Source organism: Umezawaea sp. NPDC059074, from assembly GCF_042738955.1.
Taxonomy (GTDB): domain Bacteria; phylum Actinomycetota; class Actinomycetes; order Mycobacteriales; family Pseudonocardiaceae; genus Umezawaea.
On sequence record NZ_JBHYHC010000089.1, the window covers coordinates 15,582 to 37,827 of the forward strand.

The 22,246-nt window shown below is 73.0% G+C and carries 20 protein-coding genes; 12 read left to right on the plus strand and 8 right to left on the minus strand.

Annotated elements, in window-relative coordinates:
• Window positions 1-85 precede the first annotated feature (85 nt).
• On the plus strand, window positions 86-1,132 hold the full coding sequence (locus ACFWW9_RS31465; RefSeq protein WP_390385452.1) for an aldo/keto reductase: 1,047 nt from the start codon (window positions 86-88) through the stop codon (window positions 1,130-1,132).
• Here ACFWW9_RS31465 and ACFWW9_RS31470 read toward each other — a convergent pair.
• From ACFWW9_RS31470 to ACFWW9_RS31480, 3 genes are all read right to left on the minus strand, one after another.
• Window positions 1,125-1,655, minus strand: coding sequence for a hypothetical protein (locus ACFWW9_RS31470; protein ID WP_390385454.1), 531 nt, complete (start codon window positions 1,653-1,655; stop codon window positions 1,125-1,127). The genes ACFWW9_RS31465 and ACFWW9_RS31470 overlap by 8 nt on opposite strands.
• Before the next feature lie 287 nt (window positions 1,656-1,942).
• Window positions 1,943-3,229 carry a M20/M25/M40 family metallo-hydrolase gene (locus ACFWW9_RS31475; RefSeq protein ID WP_390385456.1) on the minus strand — a complete coding sequence of 429 codons (1,287 nt, stop codon included), beginning with the start codon at window positions 3,227-3,229 and terminating at the stop codon, window positions 1,943-1,945.
• Window positions 3,222-4,037, minus strand: a complete 816-nt coding sequence (locus ACFWW9_RS31480; RefSeq protein ID WP_390385458.1) for a M55 family metallopeptidase — start codon at window positions 4,035-4,037, stop codon at window positions 3,222-3,224. Before ACFWW9_RS31480 ends, ACFWW9_RS31475 begins: the two co-directional genes overlap by 8 nt.
• Before the next feature lie 90 nt (window positions 4,038-4,127).
• Here ACFWW9_RS31480 and ACFWW9_RS31485 point away from each other — a divergent pair, with 90 nt between their 5' ends.
• From ACFWW9_RS31485 to ACFWW9_RS31510, 6 genes are all read left to right on the plus strand, one after another.
• Window positions 4,128-5,912, plus strand: a complete 1,785-nt coding sequence (locus tag ACFWW9_RS31485; protein ID WP_390385460.1) for an ABC transporter substrate-binding protein — start codon at window positions 4,128-4,130, stop codon at window positions 5,910-5,912.
• On the plus strand, window positions 5,909-6,913 hold the full coding sequence (locus ACFWW9_RS31490) for an ABC transporter permease (protein ID WP_390385462.1): 1,005 nt from the start codon (window positions 5,909-5,911) through the stop codon (window positions 6,911-6,913). The genes ACFWW9_RS31485 and ACFWW9_RS31490 overlap by 4 nt, the downstream gene beginning before the upstream one ends.
• The gene (locus ACFWW9_RS31495) at window positions 6,910-7,794 is read left to right on the plus strand and encodes an ABC transporter permease (protein ID WP_390385464.1); all 885 of its coding nucleotides are present in this window, start codon (window positions 6,910-6,912) and stop codon (window positions 7,792-7,794) included. The genes ACFWW9_RS31490 and ACFWW9_RS31495 overlap by 4 nt, the downstream gene beginning before the upstream one ends.
• Window positions 7,791-9,359: an ATP-binding cassette domain-containing protein gene (locus ACFWW9_RS31500; RefSeq protein WP_390385466.1), complete on the plus strand. Its 1,569-nt coding sequence runs from the start codon at window positions 7,791-7,793 to the stop codon at window positions 9,357-9,359. Before ACFWW9_RS31495 ends, ACFWW9_RS31500 begins: the two co-directional genes overlap by 4 nt.
• A 62-nt stretch (window positions 9,360-9,421) precedes the next feature.
• Window positions 9,422-11,182 carry an IucA/IucC family protein gene (locus ACFWW9_RS31505; RefSeq protein ID WP_390385468.1) on the plus strand — a complete coding sequence of 587 codons (1,761 nt, stop codon included), beginning with the start codon at window positions 9,422-9,424 and terminating at the stop codon, window positions 11,180-11,182.
• Between the two features lie 61 nt (window positions 11,183-11,243).
• A complete protein-coding gene (locus ACFWW9_RS31510) occupies window positions 11,244-11,792 on the plus strand; it encodes a hypothetical protein (RefSeq protein WP_390385470.1) in 549 nt (182 codons plus the stop codon).
• A gap of 202 nt (window positions 11,793-11,994) precedes the next feature.
• Here the strand turns inward: ACFWW9_RS31510 and ACFWW9_RS31515 are convergent, their stop codons facing one another.
• Window positions 11,995-13,845 carry a hypothetical protein gene (locus ACFWW9_RS31515; protein ID WP_390385472.1) on the minus strand — a complete coding sequence of 617 codons (1,851 nt, stop codon included), beginning with the start codon at window positions 13,843-13,845 and terminating at the stop codon, window positions 11,995-11,997.
• A 114-nt stretch (window positions 13,846-13,959) separates the two neighbouring features.
• Between ACFWW9_RS31515 and ACFWW9_RS31520 the strand changes: the two genes are divergently transcribed.
• Genes ACFWW9_RS31520 through ACFWW9_RS31530 form a run of 3 tightly spaced genes read left to right on the plus strand, consistent with a single transcriptional unit; the run spans window position 13,960 to window position 16,817 of the window.
• The gene (locus ACFWW9_RS31520) at window positions 13,960-14,607 is read left to right on the plus strand and encodes an HAD family hydrolase (protein ID WP_390385475.1); all 648 of its coding nucleotides are present in this window, start codon (window positions 13,960-13,962) and stop codon (window positions 14,605-14,607) included.
• Window positions 14,604-15,605 carry a phosphotransferase family protein gene (locus tag ACFWW9_RS31525; protein WP_390385478.1) on the plus strand — a complete coding sequence of 334 codons (1,002 nt, stop codon included), beginning with the start codon at window positions 14,604-14,606 and terminating at the stop codon, window positions 15,603-15,605. The genes ACFWW9_RS31520 and ACFWW9_RS31525 overlap by 4 nt, the downstream gene beginning before the upstream one ends.
• Entirely contained in the window at window positions 15,606-16,817 is a 1,212-nt protein-coding gene (locus ACFWW9_RS31530) for an acyl-CoA dehydrogenase family protein (protein WP_390385481.1), read from the plus strand. It begins immediately after the preceding gene.
• Here the strand turns inward: ACFWW9_RS31530 and ACFWW9_RS31535 are convergent, their stop codons facing one another.
• The 3 genes from ACFWW9_RS31535 to ACFWW9_RS31545 all read right to left on the minus strand — a co-directional run bounded on the left by ACFWW9_RS31535 (window position 16,818) and on the right by ACFWW9_RS31545 (window position 19,200).
• Window positions 16,818-17,105 (minus strand): hypothetical protein, encoded by a 288-nt coding sequence (locus ACFWW9_RS31535; protein ID WP_390385483.1) that lies wholly within the window; start codon window positions 17,103-17,105, stop codon window positions 16,818-16,820.
• 43 nt (window positions 17,106-17,148) lie between these two features.
• The gene (aspS, locus tag ACFWW9_RS31540; RefSeq protein WP_390385485.1) at window positions 17,149-18,441 is read right to left on the minus strand and encodes an aspartate--tRNA(Asn) ligase; all 1,293 of its coding nucleotides are present in this window, start codon (window positions 18,439-18,441) and stop codon (window positions 17,149-17,151) included.
• 279 nt (window positions 18,442-18,720) lie between these two features.
• Entirely contained in the window at window positions 18,721-19,200 is a 480-nt protein-coding gene (locus tag ACFWW9_RS31545; RefSeq protein ID WP_390385487.1) for an SRPBCC family protein, read from the minus strand.
• Between the two features lie 117 nt (window positions 19,201-19,317).
• Here ACFWW9_RS31545 and ACFWW9_RS31550 point away from each other — a divergent pair, with 117 nt between their 5' ends.
• The gene (locus ACFWW9_RS31550; protein ID WP_390385490.1) at window positions 19,318-20,160 is read left to right on the plus strand and encodes a helix-turn-helix domain-containing protein; all 843 of its coding nucleotides are present in this window, start codon (window positions 19,318-19,320) and stop codon (window positions 20,158-20,160) included.
• Here ACFWW9_RS31550 and ACFWW9_RS31555 read toward each other — a convergent pair.
• Entirely contained in the window at window positions 20,157-20,600 is a 444-nt protein-coding gene (locus ACFWW9_RS31555; protein WP_390385492.1) for a protein-tyrosine phosphatase family protein, read from the minus strand. The two genes, ACFWW9_RS31550 and ACFWW9_RS31555, sit on opposite strands and share 4 nt — an antisense overlap.
• Before the next feature lie 146 nt (window positions 20,601-20,746).
• On the opposite strand from ACFWW9_RS31555, the gene ACFWW9_RS31560 reads away from it, so the two are divergent.
• A partial coding sequence (locus tag ACFWW9_RS31560; protein ID WP_390385494.1) for a PQQ-binding-like beta-propeller repeat protein occupies window positions 20,747-22,246 on the plus strand: 1,500 nt, incomplete at its 3' end.

Consider the following 22,246-nt stretch of genomic DNA (forward strand, 5'->3'; position numbering starts at 1 on the left):
AGGCCGCGCCACGATCGGCGTCACGGCCGTCGCCCGCCGCGTGATGTCGTGGCACCTCGCCGAAGACGGGACGAGGGGAAACGGGATGGACACGCGCACGCTGGGCGACACCGGGATCAGGGTCAGTCCCCTGTGCCTGGGCGCCATGATGTTCGGCGCCTGGGGCAACCGCGACCACGACGAGTCGGTGGCGATCGTGCACCGGGCGCTCGACGCCGGGATCACGGTCATCGACACCGCCGACGTCTACTCGGCCGGGGAGTCGGAGGTGATCGTGGGCAAGGCGCTCGCGTCGGTGGACCGGTCGCGGGTCGTGCTGGCGACGAAGGTCGGCTCGCCGATGGGCGAGGATCCGAACGAGCGCGGGGCGTCGCGGCGCTGGATCACGGCCGCGTGCGAGCACAGCCTGCGCCGGCTGGGCACCGACTACCTGGACCTCTACCAGGTGCACCGGCCCGACGAGTCGGTCGACGTGGACGAGACCCTGGGCGCGTTGAGCGACCTGGTCCACGCGGGCAAGATCCGGGCGTTCGGCAGCTCGACGTTCCCGCCCGAGCAGATCGTGCGGGCCCAGTGGGTGGCGGAACGGCGGGGCCGGGAGAGGTTCCGGACCGAGCAGCCGCCGTACTCGATGCTGGTGCGCGGCGTCGAGGGCCACGTGCTCCCGCTGGCCCAGGCGTCCGGCATGGGGGTGATCACTTGGAGCCCGCTGGCGGGAGGGTGGCTGTCGGGGAAGTTCGGGCGGGGCAGGCCCAACACCAGCGACCGGGACCGGCGGCTGCCCGCGCGGCCGGGCGCGGGTGGCCGGTTCGACCTGTCGGTGCCGGTCAACCAGCGCAAGCTCGACCTGGTCACCGAGTTGGCGGCGCTGGCGGCCGAGGCCGGGCTGACGCTGGTGGAGCTGGCGCTCGCGTTCGTGCTCGAACACCCCGCGGTGAGCTCGGCGATCATCGGGCCGCGCACGCCGGAGCAGCTCGAGTCGCAGCTGTCCGCGCCGGGAATCCGGTTGGAACCCGCCGTGCTGGACCGCGTCGACCGGATCGTCGCTCCCGGCACGGACGTGAACCCCGAGGACACGGGCTGGGTGCCGCCCGCGCTGGCCGACCCGGCGCGGCGGCGCCGGGCTAGGTGAACGTGAGGCCCGGCTCGCCCAGGTAGGGGAACCACCGCGGCGGCTGCGGCGAGGTGAACGCCGCCGCCATCACGTCGAGCCAGACGGCGAACGACGGGAAGTCCGGGGTCGCGTCGGCGGGGTTCTCCCACTCGCCGGTGTCGACCCGCCGGGCCTTCGGTTCCTGGAGGTGGACGTAGTAGACGGGGAACGCGTCGTCGGTGATGTCGAAGCACCACGCGGCGTCGTCCCCGGCCTCGGCGAACCCGAGCAGGTGCGCGGTGGACAGGGCGCCGCGCCGCACGTGCACGAGGCCGCGGTTCAGCTCGGCCGCGCCCTTCTCGTCCACGACCACGAATCGGAGCGTCTCGCCCGCGAACTCGCGGTGCACCGACAGCGACCCGTGCTCGGTCAGCAGGTCGAGGTACTCGGGCGGTCCGACGGGGGTGGCCGAGCAGGGTGCCCGGTCGGTCACGGCGAGGTCGATCCGGCCGTCGGTGGCGGCCTGGTTCAGCAGCGCGAGGACTTCCCGAAGGTGACCCATCGTGACCACTATAGGGGCCGTTCGCCGGATGGGAAGGTGTAAGACCAGGTGATGGCCGGACGGGTGTGTGCGGATAGTGAGATCATTTCGGGCGGGAACCGGACACGCTGACCATCGTTTTCGGGCACTCTGACCACCGTGGACGCGCCCGGCGACGAGGGCGTGCGGGGGTGTCTTCGGAGGTCACCGGGCCGCTCGACGTCCTCGCGTTGTTGCGCCGTTCGGCGGAGTCCGGTCACCGGCCCACCTCGTGCGCGGTCACCCCGTCGAGTGACAACTGGCGATAACTAGCGCGACAGCAGGTGGTCCAGCACCCGCGCGCCGAAGCGCAGGCCTTCCACGGGGACGCGTTCGTCCACGCCGTGGGCCATGGCGCGGTACGGGTAGCCCTCGGGCAGCAGCAGCGGGGCGAAGCCGTAGCAGTCGATACCGAGGGTGCTGAACGCCTTGGCGTCGGTGCCGCCGCCCATGCAGTACGGGACGACGACCGCCTCGGGGTCCTCGGCGCGCAGGGCGTCGGCCATCGCGGTGAACCACGGGGAGTCGATGGGGGCCTGCACCGGGGGCAGGTGTTCGAGGTACTCGCGGGTCACGTTCGGGCCGAGGAGGGTGTCGATGGTGGCCATCAGCTCGTCCTCGGTGCCGGGCAGGGTGCGCACGTCGACGCGCGCGGTGGCGGTGCCGGGGATGACGTTGACCTTGTACCCGGCCGACAGCATGGTCGGGGTGGTGCTGTTGCGGACCGTGGACTCCGCGAGCGCTCCGGCGGGGCCGAGGCGGGCGAGGGTGGCGTCGACGTCGTCCAGGTCCACCTCCACGCCCAGCGCCTCGCCGGTGCGCAGCAGGAACGCCTCCACGGTCGGGGTGAGCCGGACGGGGTGCTCGTAGGCGGCCAAGCGGGCGAGGGCGTTGGCCAGGGTGACCACGGCGTTGTCGTCGTTGCGGCGGGAGCCGTGACCCGCGCGGCCGCGGGCGGTGAGCACGAGGTGCGAGGTGCCGCGCTCGGCGGTGCCGATGGGGTACACGCGCTGGTCCCCGACGCGGTAGGAGTAGCCGCCGGACTCGCTGATGGCGGCGGCGCAGTCGGCGAACAGGTGCGGCCGGTGGTCCACGAGCCACTGGGCGCCGAAGTCGCCCTGGTCCTCCTCGTCGGCGACGAACGCCAGCACGAGGTCGCGCTTCGGTCCCCGGCCCTCGCGCGACCAGGTGGAGAGCACGGACAGGACCATGGCGACCATGTCCTTCATGTCCACCGAGCCGCGGCCCCACAGGTAGCCGTCGCGGACCTCGCCGGAGAACGGCGGCACGGTCCACTCGGTCGGGTCGGCGGGCACCACGTCCAGGTGGGCCTGCACCAGCAGCGCGGGCAGCGTCGGGTCGGAGCCGGGGACGCGGGCGACCACGTTGGTGCGGCGCGGGGCGGGTTCGAGCAGGGTCGGCTCGATGCCCAGTGCGGACAGGTGCGCGGCGACGAACTCGGCGGCCTCGCGTTCGCCCTCGGCGTCGCCACCGCCGCGGTTGGTGGTGTCGAACCTGATCAGCGACGCGCACAGGTCCACGACGTCCTCAGCCATACACGTCCTCCACGGCGTAGCCCGCCACGACGGTGACGATCTTGAACGCCCTCATGGCGTCGGTCATGGTGGCCGCGTCGAACCCGACCGTGCGGGTGCCGATCAGCTCCACGGTGGGGATGACGGCGGCGGCGTGCGCGAGGTGGCTGGCGTCGAAGTCGATCTCGACCCAGTGCTCCGCGATCACCGGGGTGGCGGGGCGGGCGCGGCGGACGGCGCGCTTGGCGGCGGCGGTGAGGCGCTCGGCGGTGATCTCCGGCGGGTCGCAGATGGCGGCGTAGCGGCTCACGCACTCCTTGACCGCGACGAGTTCCGCGGTGGGCGCGTACTCGGCCGCGTCCTCGCACGTCTTGTCGTCCCCGGTCACCAGCAGCACCGGGACACCGTATTCGGCGGCCAGGGCGGCGTTGAGCCTGCCCTCGCTCGCGGGCACGCCGTCGAGGCGGACCTGGGTGATCGAGTTCTCCAGGTAGGTGTGCGCGAGGACCCCGTCCTCGCCCGCGCCGGTGTGGTAGCCCAGGAACACCACGCCCTGCACGCCGGTGTCGATCCCCTGCATCATCGACAGCGGTTTGTGCCTGCCGGTGAGCATCCGGGCGCGCGGGTCGAGGCCTTCCAGCAGCAGGTTGCGCTGGCTGTTGTGCGCCTCGTTGACCAGCACGTCCGTGGCGAGCCCGGCGATCGTGGCGTTGACGTCGCCGGTGAACAGGCGGCGGAAGCGCTGCCACTGCTCGGTGCCGGGCTCGACGTCGGCCGGGCAGGTGACGCCCGTGGCGCCCTCCATGTCGGCCGAGATCATGATCCGCATGGCTGACATGGTTGGGCCGCGGGTGGTCTTTGTCGAGATCTTGGGGTAAATGGTTACCCCTGTGCGCAACTCTGGGGAGAGGTAGTGCTTGTGGGAATCACGCGCCGTCTGGGGTCGATCGTGGGGGCGACGGGTCTGGTGGCGCTGCCACTGGCCGCACCCGCCCAAGCGCAGCAGCCCGTCACGTTGAGGGTGGCAATCGTCCAGCAGGTCGACTCGCTCAACCCGTTCCTCGCCTCGTACCAGACGAGCACGGAGATCGGGCGGCTGATGTACGACTACCTGACCGCCTACGACGTCAAGGACCAGCGGCCGGTCGAGGGGGTGGCGAAGTCGTGGGAGAAGTCGGCTGACGACCTGACATGGACGTTCACCGTCCCGGACGGGAAGAAGTGGTCCGACGGGCAGCCGGTCACGGCCAAGGACGTCGCGTTCACCTACAACCTGATGATGACCGACAAGGACGCCGCCACCGCCAACGGCAGCTTCGTGGCGAACTTCGAGACGGTCGCCGCGCCGGACGACCGCACGGTCGTGATCAAGACCAGGTCGCCGCAGGCCAGCATGCTCGCGCTTGACGTGCCGATCGTGCCGGAGCACGTGTGGTCCGGCGTCGGGAAGATCGCGGACTACAAGAACGACACGGGTCCGGTGGTGAGCGGCGGGCCGTTCACCCTGTCGGAGTACCGGGCGAACGAGTTCATCAAGCTCAAGGCCAACAAGGGCTACTGGCGGGGCGCGCCGAAGTACGACGAGCTGCACTTCATCTACTACAAGACCGTCGACGCGGCCGTCCAAGCGCTGGACAAGGGCGAGTTGGACCTGGTCAACAGGATGGGCCCGGCCCAGTTCGACTCCCTCAAGGACAAGCAGGGCATCACCCGCAACAAGGCGCAGGGCAGGCGCTTCAACGAGCTGGTCCTCAACTCCGGGGCCGCCACGAAGACCGGTGAGCCGATCGGCGACGGGCACCCGGCGCTCAAGGACGTGAAGGTGCGCCAGGCCATCGCGAAGGCGATCGACCTGGACGCGATCATCGCGCGGGTCAACGGCGGGTACGCCGAGCGCGGCACGGGCCCGATCCCGCCGGTGTTCCCCGACTTCCACTACACCCCGTCCACGGTGCGCCCGTTCGACCCCGCGGCGGCCAACACCGAACTCGATCAGGCCGGATACCCGAAGGGTTCCGACGGCGTCCGGGTCGGCGCGGACGGCAAGCCCTTGAAGTTCCGGCTCATCGGCCACTCCAGCCGCGCCTACGACGAGCAGGCGGGCGAGTACGTCAAGGGGTCGCTGGCCGACATCGGCATCGCCGTGGACGTGCAGATCGTCGCGGACACGCTGCTCGACGAGTACAGCGTCGCGGGCAAGTTCGACCTGATCTTCTCCGGCTGGGGCACCAACCCCGACCCGGACTTCATCCTGTCGCTCAACACCTGCGACGCGCGGCCCGCCTCGCCGACCGCGAGCGGCACGACCGACACGTTCTTCTGCGACCAGGCCTACGACGACCTGTACAAGAAGCAGGGCGCCGAGCTCGACCCCGGCAAGCGGTCGGAGCTGGTCAAGCAGATGCAGCAGCGGTTCTACGACCAGGTCCCGGCGATCATCCTCGGCCACGACAACGTGCTGGAGGCCTACCGCGACGACACGTTCGCCAGCTTCCCGATCCAGCCCGACCCCGGTGGCGTGATCATGGCCCAGAACGGGATGTGGGGGTACTACGGCGCGGTGCCCGTGGCGGCGGCCGCGGGCGGGTCCTCCGGCCCGAGCGGGCTGCTGATCGGCGGGATCGTGGTCGTGGTGCTGCTGGTCGGCGGTGGGGTGTGGCTGCTGGCCAAGCGGCGCGGCGCCACCGCCGGGGACCGGGAGTGAGCGCTCCCGTCCAGGCCGAGACCCCCTCGCGGCGCGGCGGCGGGGTGCTGCGCCACGTCGTGGGCACGCTCGGCGGCGCCCTCGCGAGCCTCGCGGCCGTGGTGGTGCTGGGGTTCTTCCTGTTCCGGATGATCCCCGGCGACCCGACGGTCACCATGACCAGGGGCCGCCAGGTCGACGCGGCGCAGATCGCGGAGCTGCGGGCGCTGCACGGCTACGACCGGCCGATCCTGGAGCAGTTCGGCAAGTACGCGGTCGGCCTGCTGCACGGGGACATGGGGACGTCGCTGTTCTACCGGCGCACGGTCGCCGAGCTGATCGGCGAGCGGGTCGGGCCGACGCTGCTGCTGGTGGGCACCTCCACGCTGATCGCGGTGGTGCTCGGGCTGTGGCTGGGCATCCGCGGCGCGTGGCGGCGGGGCAGCGCGTTCGACCGGGCGTCGACCGGCGTGGCGCTGGTCGGGTGGGCGATGCCCGCGTTCTGGTTGGGGATGCTGCTGTCGATGGTGACCGGGAACCTGTTCCCCTCCGGCGGGATGCGGTTCTCCAGCACCCCGCCGGGGTTCTGGCCGCAGGCGCTCGACGTCGCCCACCACATGGTGCTGCCGTGCGTGACCCTGATCGCGGTGGTCTACGCCCAGTACCAGCTGGTCATGCGGTCCTCGCTGCTGGAGGAGATGAACGCCGACTACCTGACGACCGCGCGCGCCAAAGGCCTGCGCGACGACCAGGTGCGGCGTCGGCACGCGGTGCCCAACGCGCTGCTGCCGACGGTGACGCTGGTGTTCCTGCACCTCGGCCTGGTGGTGACCGGGGCGATCACCGTGGAGACGGTGTTCTCCTGGCCGGGACTGGGGCTGCTGACCTACGAGGCGCTCGCCGGGCCGGACCTGCCGCTGCTGCAAGGGGTGTTCGTGGTGCTCGCCGGATCGGTGATCGTGATGAACGTGCTGGCCGACCTGCTCTACCAGGTCCTGGACCCGAGGGTGCGCGCGTCGTGACGGGCATCGTGTGGCAGCGCCGCCGGGCGGCGGTCTCCTCGACGTGGCGGGAGTTCACCCGCGACCGCGGCGGCGTGGTCGGGCTGGTGGTGCTCGGCGTGGTCGTGGTGCTGGCGGTGCTCGCGCCGCTGGTCACCGACGCGGCCGGGTTGGACGTGACGAAGGCCGCCGGGCAGCGGTGGCAGCCGCCCAGCGGCGACTTCTGGTTCGGCACCGACCACACCGGCCGCTCGGTGCTGCTGCTGACGTGGTGGGGCAGCCGGATCTCGCTGCTGATCGGGTTGACCGCGACCGTGCTGTCGGTGGCGATCGGCACCCTGGTCGGGGTCACGGCGGCGCACTTCGGCGGGTCGCTGTCGGCGGGGCTGATGTGGGTGACGAACTTCTTCCTGGTGCTGCCGTCGCTGGTGCTCGCCATCGCCCTGTCCACGGTGCTGCCCCGCGGGGTCGGGACGATCGTGCTGGCGATCGGCGTGACGTCGTGGGCGTCGACCGCGCGGCTGGTGCGGGCGCAGACGTTGAGCGTGGAGGCGCGGCCGTTCATCGAACGCGCCAAGGTGCTCGGCGGCGGGCACGCGCACGTGATCGGCCGTCACGTGCTGCCGGCGGTGCTGCCGATGGTGTTCGTGAACACGACGCTGACGGTGGCCAACGCGATCGTCGCCGAGGCGACCCTGTCGTTCCTGGGGTTGGGCGACCCGTCGACGGTGTCGTGGGGGTCGATGCTGCGCGCGGCGAACCTGCACGGCGCGGTGTCGCAGCGGGCGTGGTGGTTCCTGCTGCCGCCGGGTCTGGGCGTGGTGGTGATCGTGCTGGCGTTCACGCTGGTCGGGCGGGCGTTGGAGACGGTGCTGAACCCGAGGCTGAGGGGAGACCGGTGAGCCCGCTGCTGGAGCTGCGCGGTCTGGGGGTGCGCTACCGGACCGACCGCGGTGAGGTGGCCGCCGTCCGGGACGTGGACCTGACGTTGGCCGCGGGCGAGACGCTGGGGCTGGCGGGCGAGTCGGGGTGCGGGAAGTCGACCGTGGCGATGTCGGTGCTGCGGCTGCTGCCGAAGTCCGCGCTGGTCGACGGGGAGATCCTGCTCGACGGCGAGGACGTGGCCACGATGTCGTGGGGGCGGCTGCGGGCGGTGCGGTGGGCGCGGGCGTCGGTGGTGTTCCAGGGGGCGATGCACGCGCTCAACCCGGTGCGCCGCGTCGGGGAGCAGATCGCCGAGCCGATCCGGCTGCACGGCGGCAGCGCCGTGGTGGCGGACCTGCTCGACCAGGTGGAGCTGCCCGCCGCGAAGGCGCGCTCCTACCCGCACGAGCTGTCGGGCGGGCAGAAGCAGCGGGTGATGATCGCGATGGCGCTGGCGTGCGATCCGAGGCTGGTGATCGCCGACGAGCCGACCACGGCGCTGGACGTGATCGTGCAGGCGCAGGTGCTCGGGGTGCTGGGCAGGCTGGTGGCCGAGCAGGGCATCGGGCTGGTGATGATCAGCCACGACCTGTCGGTGCTGGCGAGCACGTGCGACCGGCTCGCGGTGATGCGGCACGGCCGGATCGTCGAGGAGGGCCCGGCGCGGTCGGTGATCACCGCCCCCACCCACCCGCACACCCGGGCCCTCGCCGCGGCGTTTCCCGTCGTGGGTGATCCGGCGTTCCGGCAGGTGTCGCCTGACGAGGTGCGGGAGTCGACGCCGCTGCTGCGGGCCGAGGGGCTCGCGGTGGACTACCGGGGTCGCGGTGGGGTCGTGCGGGCGGTGCGCGGGATCGACCTGGAGATCGGGTCCGGGGAGATCGTGGCGCTGGTCGGCGAGTCCGGGTCCGGCAAGACCACGACCGCGCGGACCCTGCTGGGGCTGCGCGCGCCGACCGCGGGTCGGGTGCTGTTCGACGGGGTCGAGCTGCCGACGTCGGCGAAGGGGTTGCGGGCCTACCGGCGGCAGGTGCAGCTGGTGCTCCAGGACCCGACGAGCGCGTTGAACCCGCGGCACTCGGTGTACGAGGCGGTCGCCGAGGGGCTGCGCGTGCACCGGGTGCCCGGTGACGAGGCCGAGCTGGTCGCCGACGCGCTGGAGAAGGCGGAGCTGCGGCCGGCGCGGGAGTTCTTCCCGGTGCTGCCGCACGAGCTGTCGGGCGGGCAGCGGCAGCGGGTGGTGATCGCGGGGGCGTTGGCGCTGGGGCCGCGGCTGCTGGTGGCCGACGAGCCCGTGGCGTCGCTGGACGCGTCGGTGCGAGGGGAGATCCTGGCGCTGCTGCTGCGCCTGCGGCGGGAGCTGGGGCTGGCGGCGTTGATCATCACCCACGACCTGGGGTTGGCGTGGAGCATCGCCGACCGGGTCGCGGTGATGCACGAGGGGCTGCTGGTGGAGCAGGGACCGGTGGAGCAGGTGCTGCTCGCGCCCCGGCACGAGTACACGCGCAGGCTGCTCGCGGCAGTGCCGAGCACCACCCCGTGAGCCCGTAGCGCGAAGCGCGGCCGCGGGGAACACTGATCTTGGTCTCGGCCGGAGAGGTGTACATGAGCCGTGTGCGATGGAGCACCGCGTCCACAGCCCTGCTGGGCAAGCTGATCGGCGAGCTGGCGTTCGAGTCGCTGCTGGAGCCCGAGGCCGTCGACGACGGCTACCTGCTCGACCTGGGGGCGGTCCGGTACACGTTCACCGCCGCGCGCGGGGCGTTCGGCGGGTGGCGGGTGGATCCGGGCAGCCTGCGGCGGATCGTGGTCGGCCGCTACGGTCCCGGCGCTCCCGGACCCGCGGACGACGTGCAGCTGTTCCTGGTGGAGGCCGGGCTCGGGGTGGACCCGGTGACGCTGGCGAACTACCTGCTGGAGATCACCTCGACGCTGGCGGCGGACGTGGCGCTCGCGGCGACCGCGCTGCCGGTGGCGGAGTTGGCGAAGCTCGACCACGCCGAGCTGGAGGGGCACCTGACGGGGCACCCGCGGCTGGTGGCGAACAAGGGGCGGATCGGGTTCTCCGCCTCCGACGTGGCCGCCTACGCGCCGGAGTCGCGGCGGACGGTGCGGCTGCCGTGGCTGGCGGTGCACCGGGGGTTGGGCGAGTTCCGGTCGGTGCCGTCGCTCTCGGAGCACGCGCTGCGCGCGGTGGAGCTGGATCCGGAGACGGTGGCGGCGTTCACGGCGGTGCTGGTCGAACGCGGGCTGGACCCGGACGCCTACGTGTGGATGCCGGTGCACCCGTGGCAGCTGGACAACGTGGTGGCCACGATGTGGGCGCCGGAGGTGGCGACCGAGCGGATCGTGGTGCTGGGGTCCGCGCCGGACGAGTACCTGCCCACGCAGTCGATCCGCACGCTGTCCAACGTCGACCGGACCGACCGCCACCAGGTGAAGCTGCCACTGCGGATCCTCAACACCACGGTGTGGCGCGGGGTGCTGCCGGAGATCGCGGTGGCCGCGCCGGTGGTGACGCAGTGGCTCAAGGGCCTGTGGGCCGGGGACCCGCGGCTGCGCGAGTGGGGCACGGAGCTGCTCGGCGAGGTGGCGTCCGTCGCCGTGGCCCACCCCCGGATCGGCGGCCTGGACGGGTCGCCCTACCGGCTGCGGGAGACCTTGGCGTGCGTGTGGCGGGAACCGGTCGAGCCGCGGTTGGCGGCGGGCGAGCGGGTGTGGCCGCTGGCGGCGGTGCTGCACGTGGACCAGCACGGGCAGCCGCTGGTGGAGGAGTTCGTCGCCCGGTCCGGCGGCGACGCCGCGGCGTGGGTGTCCGCGCTGCTCGCGGCGCTGCTGCGGCCGTTGCTGCACCTGCTGTTCCACTACGGGGTGACGGTGAACCCGCACGGGCAGAACATCCTGGTGATCGAGGGCGCAGACGGGCTGCCCGCGCGGATCGCGGTGAAGGACCTGATCGACGACGTGAGCCTGTCGCTGGAGCCGGTGCCGCAGCGCGGGCCCGCGCCCGACGAGCACGACCCGGTGCTGCCCCGGCGGGCGTGGCCGGCGCTGCGGTCCTACCTGGTCAACGCGTTCCTGGTCGGTGTCGGGCAGCCGTTGGACCTGTTGCTGCCCGACGCGCGGCTGTGGGACCGGGTGCGCGGGGAGGTGGAGGCCTACCGGCGGCGGTTCCCCGCGCTCGCGGAGCGGATCGACGCCGTGGGGCTGTTGGGCGGGTCGTTCCCGCACTACCCGCTCAACGGCGACCGGCTGCTCGTGACGGGGTACGCCGAGCAGGCGTCGCACCGGTCGGTGCGGCCGGTGGGGACGGTGCCCAACCCGCTGGCGGCCGCCGAGCCGATCGCGCCGACCGACGGGTGGTGAGACCACCGGATCACCACGGCGGACTGATCGGTTCCTGACATTCGCCGGTCAGGATCCGGGCATGAGGTTCTTGGTGATACTGGCGGCGGCCGTGGGGTTGGCCGCGTGTTCGGCCCCGGCCGCGCCCACGGGTGTGGCGTCCTTGCAGACGACGTCGGCGAACGCGTCCTCCTCCTCGACGGCGGCGGCCCCGCCGTCGGCCGAGCGGCCGCGGAAGCGGTTGGACATGACGCAGGCCGACTGGGACGTCGTCTACGCGCCCTACATGAAGTGCCTGGACAAGCACGGGATCGCCCCTCGGGGCACCGAGGGCAAGAAGGTCGACCAGGCGACCCAGGACGAGTGCGACCCGCTGCTGCCGCTGCCGCCGTGGGAGTTGGACGCCCACAACCCCGACGCCTACGCGTTCGCGGAGAAGACGGTGGCGTGTCTGCGGGCGAAGGGGGTGACCAACGTGGAGGTGTCGACCGACACCGACTCCGGGATCGTCGGGACCACCATCACCGGTGAGGACGTCGACCCCAACACGCTCACCGGGCCCGTCAAGGGCGTCGACGAGGTGATGACGCTGACCTCGGCGTGCCAGAAGGAAGTGGCCGGGATCAAGTGAGGGCTGCCGGTGGCCCCGCGGGGATCGCCCGCCGGGCCACCGACGTCCACCCGCGCCGGTGGTCAGGTGGCGCAGCCCGTCCACGGGGCGGGGCGCGGGGTCATCTCGGGTGGGGGCATCACGACGGGCCTTTCCGTGGCGGCGGGGTCACCCCTTGAGGCGGGACACCGGTGTTCCACCCCGTTCCGCGGATAGCCGACACCTATGGCTGGTAGCTGCACCTCATGCCGGTCTGCACGCGGCTGCGCAGGTGCTCGCCCAGCAGCGGGTCCGCCGCGGCGACGCGGTCCAGCGCGCGGCGGATCGCCTTGCCCACGGCGATGCGGGCGCGTTCGGGGTTGTCGGTGAAGCGGCGGGGCTTGCCGCCCAGGCCGGTCGCGGCGCGCAGCTCGTCGGCCAACCAGTCGGCGTCCGCGCGCAGCTGGGCGGCGCGGACCTCGCGGTGGGCGGCCTCCGCCTCGGCGATGTCGTCGCGCAGCTCGCGCAGCCGTTGGCGGTACTGGCGCAGCGCGACGTCGTCCAGCAGCGGCTGGGTGGTGCGGGTGTCGGGTGTGGGACCGTCGACCAGGTCGATGGCGGCGATCTCCACGTCGGGGTTGGCGACCAGGGTCGCGAGGTAGCGCAGGCCGACCGAGTCGTCGACCGTGGTGGCGTGGTCGCCCAGTTCCAGCCGCCAGCGGCGACCCGACCGGGTGCAGACCAGGACGCGACGGCCCGCGGTGGGCAGGGTCATGCCCAGGGACGAGGCCTCGTGCACGGCGGTGGCGCGCTCGGTCTCCGCCGCCCACGACTCGCCGCGACTCGCCAACGCCTGGGCCAGGCGGTGACGCGACAGCACGGCGGCGGGCCAGTGGGCCAGGGCGGTGTTGTGCTCCAGGGCGGTGCGGAAGTGCGCGACGGCCCGGTCCGCCTCGCCCAGCGTCAGCGACGCGACGCCCAAGGCGTGGTGGGTGGACCCGAAGTCGGCCGCGGCGAGGCTGGCCATGACCGGTAGCCGGGCGTGGGGGAGCAGCAGCTCGTAGGCCTCGGCGGCGATGTCGGTGTCGGCCAGCAGCGACGCGGCCTCGACGGCGCCGTTGAGCGCGCACAGCCAGGTGCTCGACCGGGGCAGCGCGTCCAGGCCCGGTCCGCGCAGGCGGGCCAGCGCGCCGCGGGCGGTGCGGGTGTCCCCCGCCGACGCCGAGGCCACCGCGAGCCCGGCGACGAAGGCGTTGTCGGTGGCGCTGAGCGTGGGGGAGTTGACGATGTCGCCCAGCACGTCCACCAGCTCGCCCACCCGGCCCTGGTACCAGCGGATCGCCACGAGCTGCGCCCCGTACCAGCCGAGGTAGTCCGCGTCACCGGTCGTGCGGCCCTGCGCGGCGCACTCGTGGGCGAGCTTCTCCGCGTCGTCCAGGCGGCCCGCGCGGATGTCGAGCATGACGCGCATGCCGGTGCGGGCGAACGAGACGGCGGCGTTGCGGGCCGCGGCCGCGGAGTCGGTCAGCTCCGCGAGCGAGCGCTCGGCGTGCGGGTCGCCGAGCAGGAACAGGTCCACCGTCCGCCACAGCAGGCCCATGGCGACGTCGCTGGGACGGCCGGTGCGGGAGCCGACGCGCAGCAGCTCCTCCGCGAGGCGCAGGCGCAACTCGGCGTCCTGCGGGCCCAGCAGGCAGTGGTGGGCCAGGCTCAGCGCCTCCGACAGCGCCACGGGGTCGTCGGCGTCGCGGGCCTCGCGGACCAGCGGCAGGATCGTGTCCGAGCGGACGGCGCGGTAGTCGGCCTCGGCGGCGAGCCTGGTCCGCATCCGCAGGGCCAGCGGGGACCGCGGGTCCAGGGCTCGCAGGGCCGCGCGCTGGTGGGCCTCGACGGAGGCGGCGTCGGCGGCGGTGCGGTGCTCGTGCACCCACAGCCCGCCCAGCCCGACCGCGGCCAACGCCATCAGCCGCGGGTCGTCCTCCCGTTCGGCCAGCTCGTAGGCCTTGGTGAACTGGCAGCGCGCGCCCGCCAGGTCACCGTCGACGTGCAGTGCGTGCTCGCCCAGCGCCACCAGGGCCGTCGCTTCGTCGGTCATGTCCAACCCCCTACCCAAGGGGTCAAGAGCGCGGTACCTCGTGCCCGGATACCTCGGGGAGGTCGGATAGGGGTTCCCGTTGCCGACATACCAACTGGTCGGTACGCTCGCGTCGTGGGCAACGAGGACGAACGGCAGATCGACGCGGTGGTGCTGGACTGGGGCGGTGTGCTCACGGTGTCGGTGCCGCGCTTCGTCGAGGACTGGCTCCGGTCGGAGAACATCGACCGCGACCGCTACGGCGTGACGATCAAGGGCTGGATGGGGCGCGAGGCCGCCCCCGACAACCCCGTGGCGCGGCTGGAGACCGGCGCGCTGGCGGTGGACGAGTTCGAACGGCTGCTGGCCGCCGAACTGGTCACCGTCGACGGCGGCGAGATCGCCGCGCAGGGGCTGCTGCGGCGGATGTTCGGCACCGCGCACGTGGACCCGGCGATGGCGGACCTGGTGCGCGAGGTGCGTGCGAGCGGTGTCCGCACGGTCCTGCTGTCCAACAGCTGGGGCGAGGGCTACCCCGAGGACCTGCTGCTGGAGCTGTTCGACACGCTGGTGATCAGCGGCCGCATCGGGCTGCGCAAGCCCGACCCGGCGATCTTCCGGCACACCCTGGACCTGCTGGAGCTGCCCGCCGACCGCTGCGTCTTCTTCGACGACATGCAGGTCAACGTGGACGGCGCGAAGGCCGTGGGGCTGCGCGCGCACCTGCACACCGACGCGGACACCACCCGTGCCGCGCTCGCCGCACTGGGAGTGAAGCCGTGACGACCCTGCCCGGCCTGGACTTCGACAGGCTCGCCGCCTACCTCGGGAAGGGCCCGCTGACCGGCGAGCTGATCCCCGGCGGCCGCTCGAACCTCACCTACCGCGTCACCGACGGCACCGACCGGTGGGTGCTGCGCCGTCCCCCGCTGGGCCACGTGCTGGCCACCGCGCACGACATGACCCGCGAGCACCGGGTGATCTCCGCGCTGGCCGACACGGCCGTGCCGGTGCCCGGCGTGGAGCTGCTGTGCACCGACCCCGACGTGCTCGGCGCGCCGTTCTACCTGATGGAGGAGGTCGCGGGCGCCGCGCTGCGCACCCGCGACCAGTGCGACTGGCTCACCCCCGCCGACGCGACCGCGCTGGGCCACCGGCTGGTGGACGTGCTCGCGGACCTGCACGACGTCGACCCCGACTCGGTCGGCCTCGGCGACTTCGGCAGGCCCGAGGGGTTCCTGGCGCGGCAGGTGAAGCGGTGGGGCAAGCAGCTCGACGCCTCGCGCAGCCGTGACCTCGAGGGCATCGACGACCTGCGGGACCGGTTGGGCGAGCGCGTGCCGACCTCGGCTCGGGCGACGATCATCCACGGCGACTACCGGCTGGACAACGTGCTGGTCACCCGGGACCCGTTGGGCATCAGCGCGGTGCTGGACTGGGAGATGGCGACGCTGGGCGACCCGCTCGCCGACGTCGGCCTGCTGCACGTCTACTGGCACGGGCTGGGCATCGACGAGGACCCGATCACCGGGACCGTGCCGTCGCTGCCGGGCTTCCCCACCGCCGACGAGCTGGTCGCCCGCTACGCGGCGCGCACCGGCGCGGACGTGAGCGGTCTGGGCTGGTACATCGCGTTCGGCTACTTCAAGCTCGCCGTGATCCTCGAGGGCATCCACTACCGCTACACCACCGGCGGGACCGTGGGCGCCGGTTTCTCCCAGCTCGGCTCCTTCACCCTGCCGCTCGTGCGCCAGGGCCTCCTCGCGATCAAGGAGTACTAGATGGACTTCGCGTACGACGCCACGACGGAAGACTTCCGCAGCAGGCTGCTGGCGTTCATGGACGAGCACGTCTACCCCGCCGAGGCGGTGCTGGAGGAGCAGCTCGCGGCCTCCGACGACGAGTGGACGCGCAAGCCGGTCGTGGAGGAGCTCAAGGCGCGGGCCCGCGAGGCCGGGCTGTGGAACCTGTTCCTGCCCGACGCCGAGCACGGCGCGGGGTTGACGAACCTGCAGTACGCGCCGCTGGCGGAGATCACCGGCCGCAGCCCGCACCTGGCGCCGGAGGCGTTGAACTGCGCCGCGCCGGACACCGGGAACATGGAGGTGCTGGCGATGTTCGGCACCGAGGAGCAGAAGAAGCAGTGGCTGCGGCCGCTGCTGGACGGCGAGATCCGGTCGGCGTTCTGCATGACCGAGCCGGACGTGGCGTCCTCGGACGCGACGAACATCGCCACCCGCATCGAGCGCGACGGCGACTCCTACGTGATCAACGGGACCAAGTGGTGGTCCTCGGGCGCGATGAACCCGAACTGCGCGATCTTCATCGTGATGGGCAAGACCAACCCCGAGGCCGAGCGCCACCAGCAGCAGGCGATGATCCTCGTTCCCCGCGACACTCCCGGTGTGCAGGTCAAGCGCGGGATGACGGTGTTCGGCTACACCGACGGGCCGCACGGCGGGCACGCGGAGGTGTCCTTCACCGACGTGCGGGTGCCGGTGGACAACCTGGTGGCCGGCGAGGGTCAGGGCTTCGCGATCGCCCAGGCGCGGCTGGGCCCCGGCCGGATCCACCACTGCATGCGGCTGATCGGCATGGCCGAGCGGGCGTTGGAGCTGATGTGCCGCCGGGCGAACGAGCGGGTGGCGTTCGGCAAGCCGATCGCGGCCCAGGGCGTGGTGCAGGAGTGGATCGCCGAGTCGCGGGTGCGCATCGAGCAGGCGCGGCTGCTGGTGCTCAAGACGGCGTGGCTGATGGACACCGTGGGCAACAAGGGCGCGCACACGGAGATCCAGGCGATCAAGATCGGCGTGCCGCTGATGGCGGAGTGGGTGCTGGACAAGGCGATCCAGGCGCACGGCGCGGGTGGTGTGAGCCAGGACTTCCCGCTGGCGAACCTGTGGGCGGCCGCCCGCACGCTGCGGTTGGCCGACGGTCCGGACGAGGTGCACCGGATGTCGTTGGCGAAGCGGGAGCTGAAGAAGTACCGCTAGTCAGGCCCGCCTGGAGGCGCGGGACTCCCGCGCCTCCAGCTTGCTGCGGACGACCTCGCCCAGCGGCGTGTCCGGGGCCTTGCGCCAGCGGGTCTTGGGCCGGATCAGGCCGAGCCGGTCCTCGCCCGCGGTGGTGAGGACCTGGTGGGCGACGCGGCGGTTGGCGCGGCGCTGCCGGGCCTTGGCCGCGGGGATGTTGCGGCGGGACGACTTGTCGTTCTCGCCGTAGGTGTTGCGGCGGTCCTTGGCGTAGCTGAGCCGCTTCTTCTCCTGCGGGGTCTTGCGCACGCCGTGACGGTAGCCGGCGGCCGCCCGCGGCGGCGAGCGGTTTTCACGGGTGCAGCCGGTGCAGGTCGCGGGGGAACAGCGCGGTGCGCCGGACGTTGTCGATGCCCAGCAGGCGGGCGGTCCATCGTTCCAGGCCGATGGCGAACCCGCCGTGCGGCGGCAGGCCGCGGGCGGACATGTCGAGGTGGTCGCGGTGCGCGGCCAGGTCCTCGCCACGGGCGGTCAGGGCGGCGAGGTAGTCGGCGTGCCGGTGCAGGCGTTGCCCACCGGTCACCAGTTCGAGGCCGCGGAAGAGCAGGTCGAAGCTGTGGGACGCCTCGGGTCGCAGCGGGTCGGGGTGGGTGTAGAACGGCCGTTTGCGCAGCGGGTAGCCGGTGACGAACAGGAACTCCGAGCCGTGGGTGCGCTCCGCCCACGCCGAGAGCCACCGCTCGTGGGCGGGCGCGAGGTCGGGTTCGCCGCGCGGGTCCTCCCCGGTGTGCCGGGCCAGCAACTCCTGGGCCTCGGCGAAGTCGATCGCGGGGATCTCGGCCGGGACGTGCGGGAGTTCCGCCTCCAGCAGCGTCACGGCCGCGGCGGCGTGCTCGGCGACGGCGTCGACCATGCCCGCCACGACGTGCCGCAGCACGGCCATGACGTCGCGGTGGTCGGTGACGAACCCGAGTTCGGCGTCGAGGCTGGTGTACTGGGCGAGGTGGCGGGTGGTGTCGTGCGGTTCGGCCCGGAACACCGGCCCCACCTCGTAGACCCGTTCGAACACCCCGACCATCGTCTGCTTGAACAGCTGCGGCGACTGCGCGAGGAACGCGGGGGCGCCGAAGTAGTCGACGCCGAACACGGTCGCGCCGGACTCGGTGGCCGTGCCGACGATCTTCGGGGTGTGGATCTCGGTGAAGCCGAGCGCGTCGAGCGCGGCGCGGAACCCGGCGGTGCTCGCGGCGTTGACCTCGAACGGGGCGCGCAGGGTCGGGTGGCGCAGGGCGACGGCGGCGTGGTCGAGGACCGTGGGCAGGGTCGCGGTGACGCGGGGCCGGTGCAGGTCGAACGGCGGTGGGCCGGTGGGTTCGGCGAGCACCGCGATGGCGGGGTCGACGAGTTCGGCGCCGCCGGGGGCCTGGTCGCCCGCGACGACCAGGCCGCGGACCTCCACGACGGTCTCGGCGGTGAACCTCGGGGTGTCGGGGCCGGTCAGGACGACCTGGGCGAGTCCGGACCGGTCGCGCACGACGAGGAACGCGACGGACTTGAGGGTGCGCAGGCGGTGGACCCACCCGGCGATGGTGACGTGCTCGCCGACGTGCTTCGCGAGGTCGGCGGTGGGGGTTCGGGAGATCATCACACTCCTGGGGACGTGCGCGATCCTTTGGGGGCGTGGGCGAGAAAGGGGACTCGCGGTACCACCACGCCTTCGCCGCCACGTGCTCGCGGCCTCCGGGCGCCCGGTGACGGGGGCGAACCGGCGGGGCATGGGGCGGGCGCGGGGGCCCGCCGTTCCTCCCCGCACTCGGGAGGGTCTTCACCGAGGGGCGCGAGGCCGCCTTCGCAGCTGCCGGCGGCTCTCTGGACTCGCGTGGTCCCTCGGCTACTCGTCTCCGTCTACGCGTTGGCGGTCACTCTAGGAGCGGGCGGCCTCGACGCGCGCGTGCTTTTCCGCCGCGATCCAGCGGGCCAGGGCGACGAGGGTGGTCTCGACGCTGTCGGCCATGTGGTCGCGCAGCCCGGCCAGGTCCTCGCCGAGCACGGGGTCGTGGCGCAGCAGTGACCACGCCTGGGTGACGACCGTGCCGTCGCCGTCGGCCTGGAAGGTCCACCGCCAGGACACGATGTCGTCGACGACGAACGCGAACACCGCGCCGGGCTCGGCCGCCACGACCAGGGAGCGGGTGGTCCACTCCTTGTCGCCGCGGCGGTTGCGGCCGCCGAACCGCGCGCCGACCCGCGGCCCGTCACCGGGGTCGTAGGCGACGGCGGACGCGCTGGGGCTCCAGCGCTCGATCGTGGACACGTCGCTCACCAGGTCGTAGACGGTGGCGGGTGGGGCGTCGACCCACGCCCGCCGGGTGAAGGCGAACGCGGTCACGTCAGGGGTGGTCATCGGGTCTCCAGGGTGGTGCGGCTGCTGACCCCTCCGACTCTCGGCGCGCGGACGTGGGTGAGCCACACCCCCGCAGGGTCGGGCTGAGGCACCGGTCGGCGGCCCATACTCGGTGGCGTGGACCGATTGGGTGACTTCCTGCACGCGCGGCGGGCACGGCTGCGGCCCGACGAGGTCGGGGTGGCGACCTACGGCGAGCGGCGGCGGGTGCCGGGGCTGCGGCGGGAGGAGTTGGCGCTGCTCGCGGGCGTGAGCGCCCCGTACTACGCGCGGCTGGAGCAGGGGCAGTCGCGCAACGCGTCGCCGGAGGTGCTCGACGCGATCGCCGGGGCGTTGCGGCTCGACGACGGCGAACGCGCCCACCTGCACGCGCTGGCGAACCCCGCGCACCGCCGCGGCGCGCGTCGGCCCGCGCCGGAGCGGGTCACCGCGGCGACCCGTGAACTGCTGGCGGCGCTGGGCGACGTGCCCGCGATCGTGCTGGGGCGGCGCAGCGACGTGCTGGCGTGGAACCGGATGGGGCACGCCCTGTTCGCGGGCCACCTCGACCCGGCCTCGCCCGACGACGTCGCGCGGCGGCCGAACATGGCGCGGCTGGTGTTCCGCGACGCCCACACGCGGGAGCTGTACCCGGACTGGGCGGACAAGGCCGCGGCGGTGGTCGGCAACCTGCGGGTGACCGTGGGCCACCACCCCGACGACCCGCTGCTGTCGGCGCTGGTGGGCGAGTTGTGCGTGCACAGCCCGGAGTTCGCCGGGTTGTGGGCCGACCACCGGGTCGTGGTGTGCGACGCGGTCGCCTACCGGATGCACCACCCGCTGGTGGGGGCGGTGACGGTGACCCAGCAGACGATGAGCAGTCCCCGGTCGCGCGGCCCGCACGTGGTGATCGCGACGACCGAGGCGGGGTCGGCGTCGCACACGGCGATGGCGCTGCTGGCGCGCGCGACCGCGGGCTAGGTCGTCGGGAAGCGGCGGACCCAGCGGCGCTGCCAGGGGGTTTCGGAGGCGTGCCGGTCGTAGTGGACGCGGGCCCAGGCGACGGCCTCGTCGGCGGGCACGCCGGAGAGCACCGCGAGGCAGGCGATGACGGTGCCGGTGCGGCCCTTGCCGCCGTGGCAGGCGACCTCGACGCGGTGGCCCGCGCGGGCGCGCTCGTGCAGGTCGCGGATGCGGGCGATGGCGTCGGCGCTGTCGCGCGGCAGCAGGAAGTCGGGCCAGTCGATCCACTCGTGCGGCCAGGTGAGCCGGTCGTCGTTGCGGGCGCGCAGCTTCTTCCCGCCCAGGTAGAGGCCGTGCTCGGGGAGCGGGCCGGTGGGGTCGGGGTCGCGCAGGCCGCGGCCGCGCACGCGCGTGCCGTCGGGCAGTTCGGTCGCGCCGGTGAGGTGCGTGCTGGTCATGTCCCCATCTTCTCGGGGTCGGCATCCATCGTTCGACGGACCCCGGCATCCACCTTTCCTCCGTCTCGGACAACGACCTTCAGGCGATCCGCGCGGGGGTGCGCCGCTGCCAAGGTGGACGTGCCCGAACGACGAGGGGGAATCCGATGAGGGGCGTTCGACGAACGATCGGTCTAGGGGTGGCGGTGGTGCTGCTCGGGGCGGGGACGGCCTCGGCGAGCCCGGCGCGCGGCGACTGGCCGTCGTGGCAGAAGGACCTGGCGGGGACGCGGCACAACGCCGAGGAGTGGCGGATCACGCCGCGCACGGTGGGGAACCTGAAGCTCAAGTGGGCGTTCGCGTACCCGCACACGGACCTGCCGGTGCGCAGCCAGCCCGCGGTGGTGGACGGGGTCGTGTACTTCGGCGGGCCGGACGGGAAGTTCTACGCCCGTGACGCGCGCACCGGGGCGCGGCGGTGGACGTTCGACCTGGCGGGGGTGGAGCCCGGGCCGCGGCCCGCGGTGGCGTGGGACGGTCCGGCGGTGGCGAACGGGAAGGTGTACTTCGGCGACATCCGCGGCTACGTGTACGCGCTCGACCAGCGGGACGGCCGATTGGTGTGGGCCGAGCAGGTGGACGCGCACCCGTCGGCGACCATCACCAGTTCGCCGGTGGTGTACGAGGGCCGGGTGTACGTGGGGACCTCCAGCGCGGAGAACACCGGCGGCAAGGACTACGCGTGCTGCACGTTCCGGGGCCACCTGGACGCGTTGGACGCGAACACCGGGGCGTTGGCGTGGCGGCACTACACGGTGCCGGAGCCGCGGGCGGTGGGGACGTGGCCCAGCGGCGCGACCCGCTACGAGCCGTCGGGGGCGGGGGTGTGGAGCTCGCCGGTGATCGACGCGAAGACCCGCACGCTCTACGTCGGCACGGGCCAGAACTACACCGGCAGCGCGGGCGACTTCGACACGATGCTGGCGCTGGACCCGCGGACCGGGGCGGTGAAGTGGCGCAACCAGGTCACCAAGGCCGACACGTGGCGCTCGCTGTGCAACGACCCCGACCCGGAGGGCTACTGCCCCGGTCTCAAGGACGGCTCGGCGCTGGACTACGACATCGGCGCGACGCCGAACGTGTTCACCGTGGGCGGCCGCACGCTGGTCGGCGTGGGCCAGAAGCTGGGCGTCTACCACGTGTTCGACGCCCGCACCGGTGAGGTCGTGTGGCGCAGGCAGTTGGGCGTCCCGCTGCCCAGCGGCGGAATCTCCGGCATCCAGTGGGGGTCGAGCTACGACGGCAAGCGCCTCTACATCGCCACGTACTTCGCCGACCCCGGCAAGGTGTTCGCCGTCGACCCGGCCACCGGCGAGGTGCTGTGGGAGACCCCGAACCCCGCCGACGGCTGCACCACCGGCGGCGCGGCGGCGTACCCGGAGGTGTGCACCCTGGGCCACGGCCCGGCGGTGTCCAGCAGTCCGGGCGTGGTCTACGAGGGCGGTAACGACGGCAAGCTGCGGGCGTACTCGGCGACCACCGGCCGGGTGCTGTGGACCTACGACACGGTCCGCGACTTCACCGGCGTGAACGGCCTTCCGGGTCGCGGTGGGGCGATCTCCGGCGGTGGCGGGGGAGCGGTCGTCTCGGGCGGCATGGTGTACGTC

Coding starts and splice junctions, on each gene's coding strand:
- ACFWW9_RS31465 (WP_390385452.1), top strand. CDS start 86: ATGGACACGCGCACGCTGGGCGACACCGGGATCAGGGTCAGTCCCCTG.
- ACFWW9_RS31470 (WP_390385454.1), bottom strand. CDS start 1,655: ATGGGTCACCTTCGGGAAGTCCTCGCGCTGCTGAACCAGGCCGCCACC.
- ACFWW9_RS31475 (WP_390385456.1), bottom strand. CDS start 3,229: ATGGCTGAGGACGTCGTGGACCTGTGCGCGTCGCTGATCAGGTTCGAC.
- ACFWW9_RS31480 (WP_390385458.1), bottom strand. CDS start 4,037: ATGCGGATCATGATCTCGGCCGACATGGAGGGCGCCACGGGCGTCACC.
- ACFWW9_RS31505 (WP_390385468.1), top strand. CDS start 9,422: ATGAGCCGTGTGCGATGGAGCACCGCGTCCACAGCCCTGCTGGGCAAG.
- ACFWW9_RS31510 (WP_390385470.1), top strand. CDS start 11,244: ATGAGGTTCTTGGTGATACTGGCGGCGGCCGTGGGGTTGGCCGCGTGT.
- ACFWW9_RS31515 (WP_390385472.1), bottom strand. CDS start 13,845: ATGACCGACGAAGCGACGGCCCTGGTGGCGCTGGGCGAGCACGCACTG.
- ACFWW9_RS31530 (WP_390385481.1), top strand. CDS start 15,606: ATGGACTTCGCGTACGACGCCACGACGGAAGACTTCCGCAGCAGGCTG.
- aspS (WP_390385485.1), bottom strand. CDS start 18,441: ATGATCTCCCGAACCCCCACCGCCGACCTCGCGAAGCACGTCGGCGAG.
- ACFWW9_RS31545 (WP_390385487.1), bottom strand. CDS start 19,200: ATGACCACCCCTGACGTGACCGCGTTCGCCTTCACCCGGCGGGCGTGG.
- ACFWW9_RS31555 (WP_390385492.1), bottom strand. CDS start 20,600: ATGACCAGCACGCACCTCACCGGCGCGACCGAACTGCCCGACGGCACG.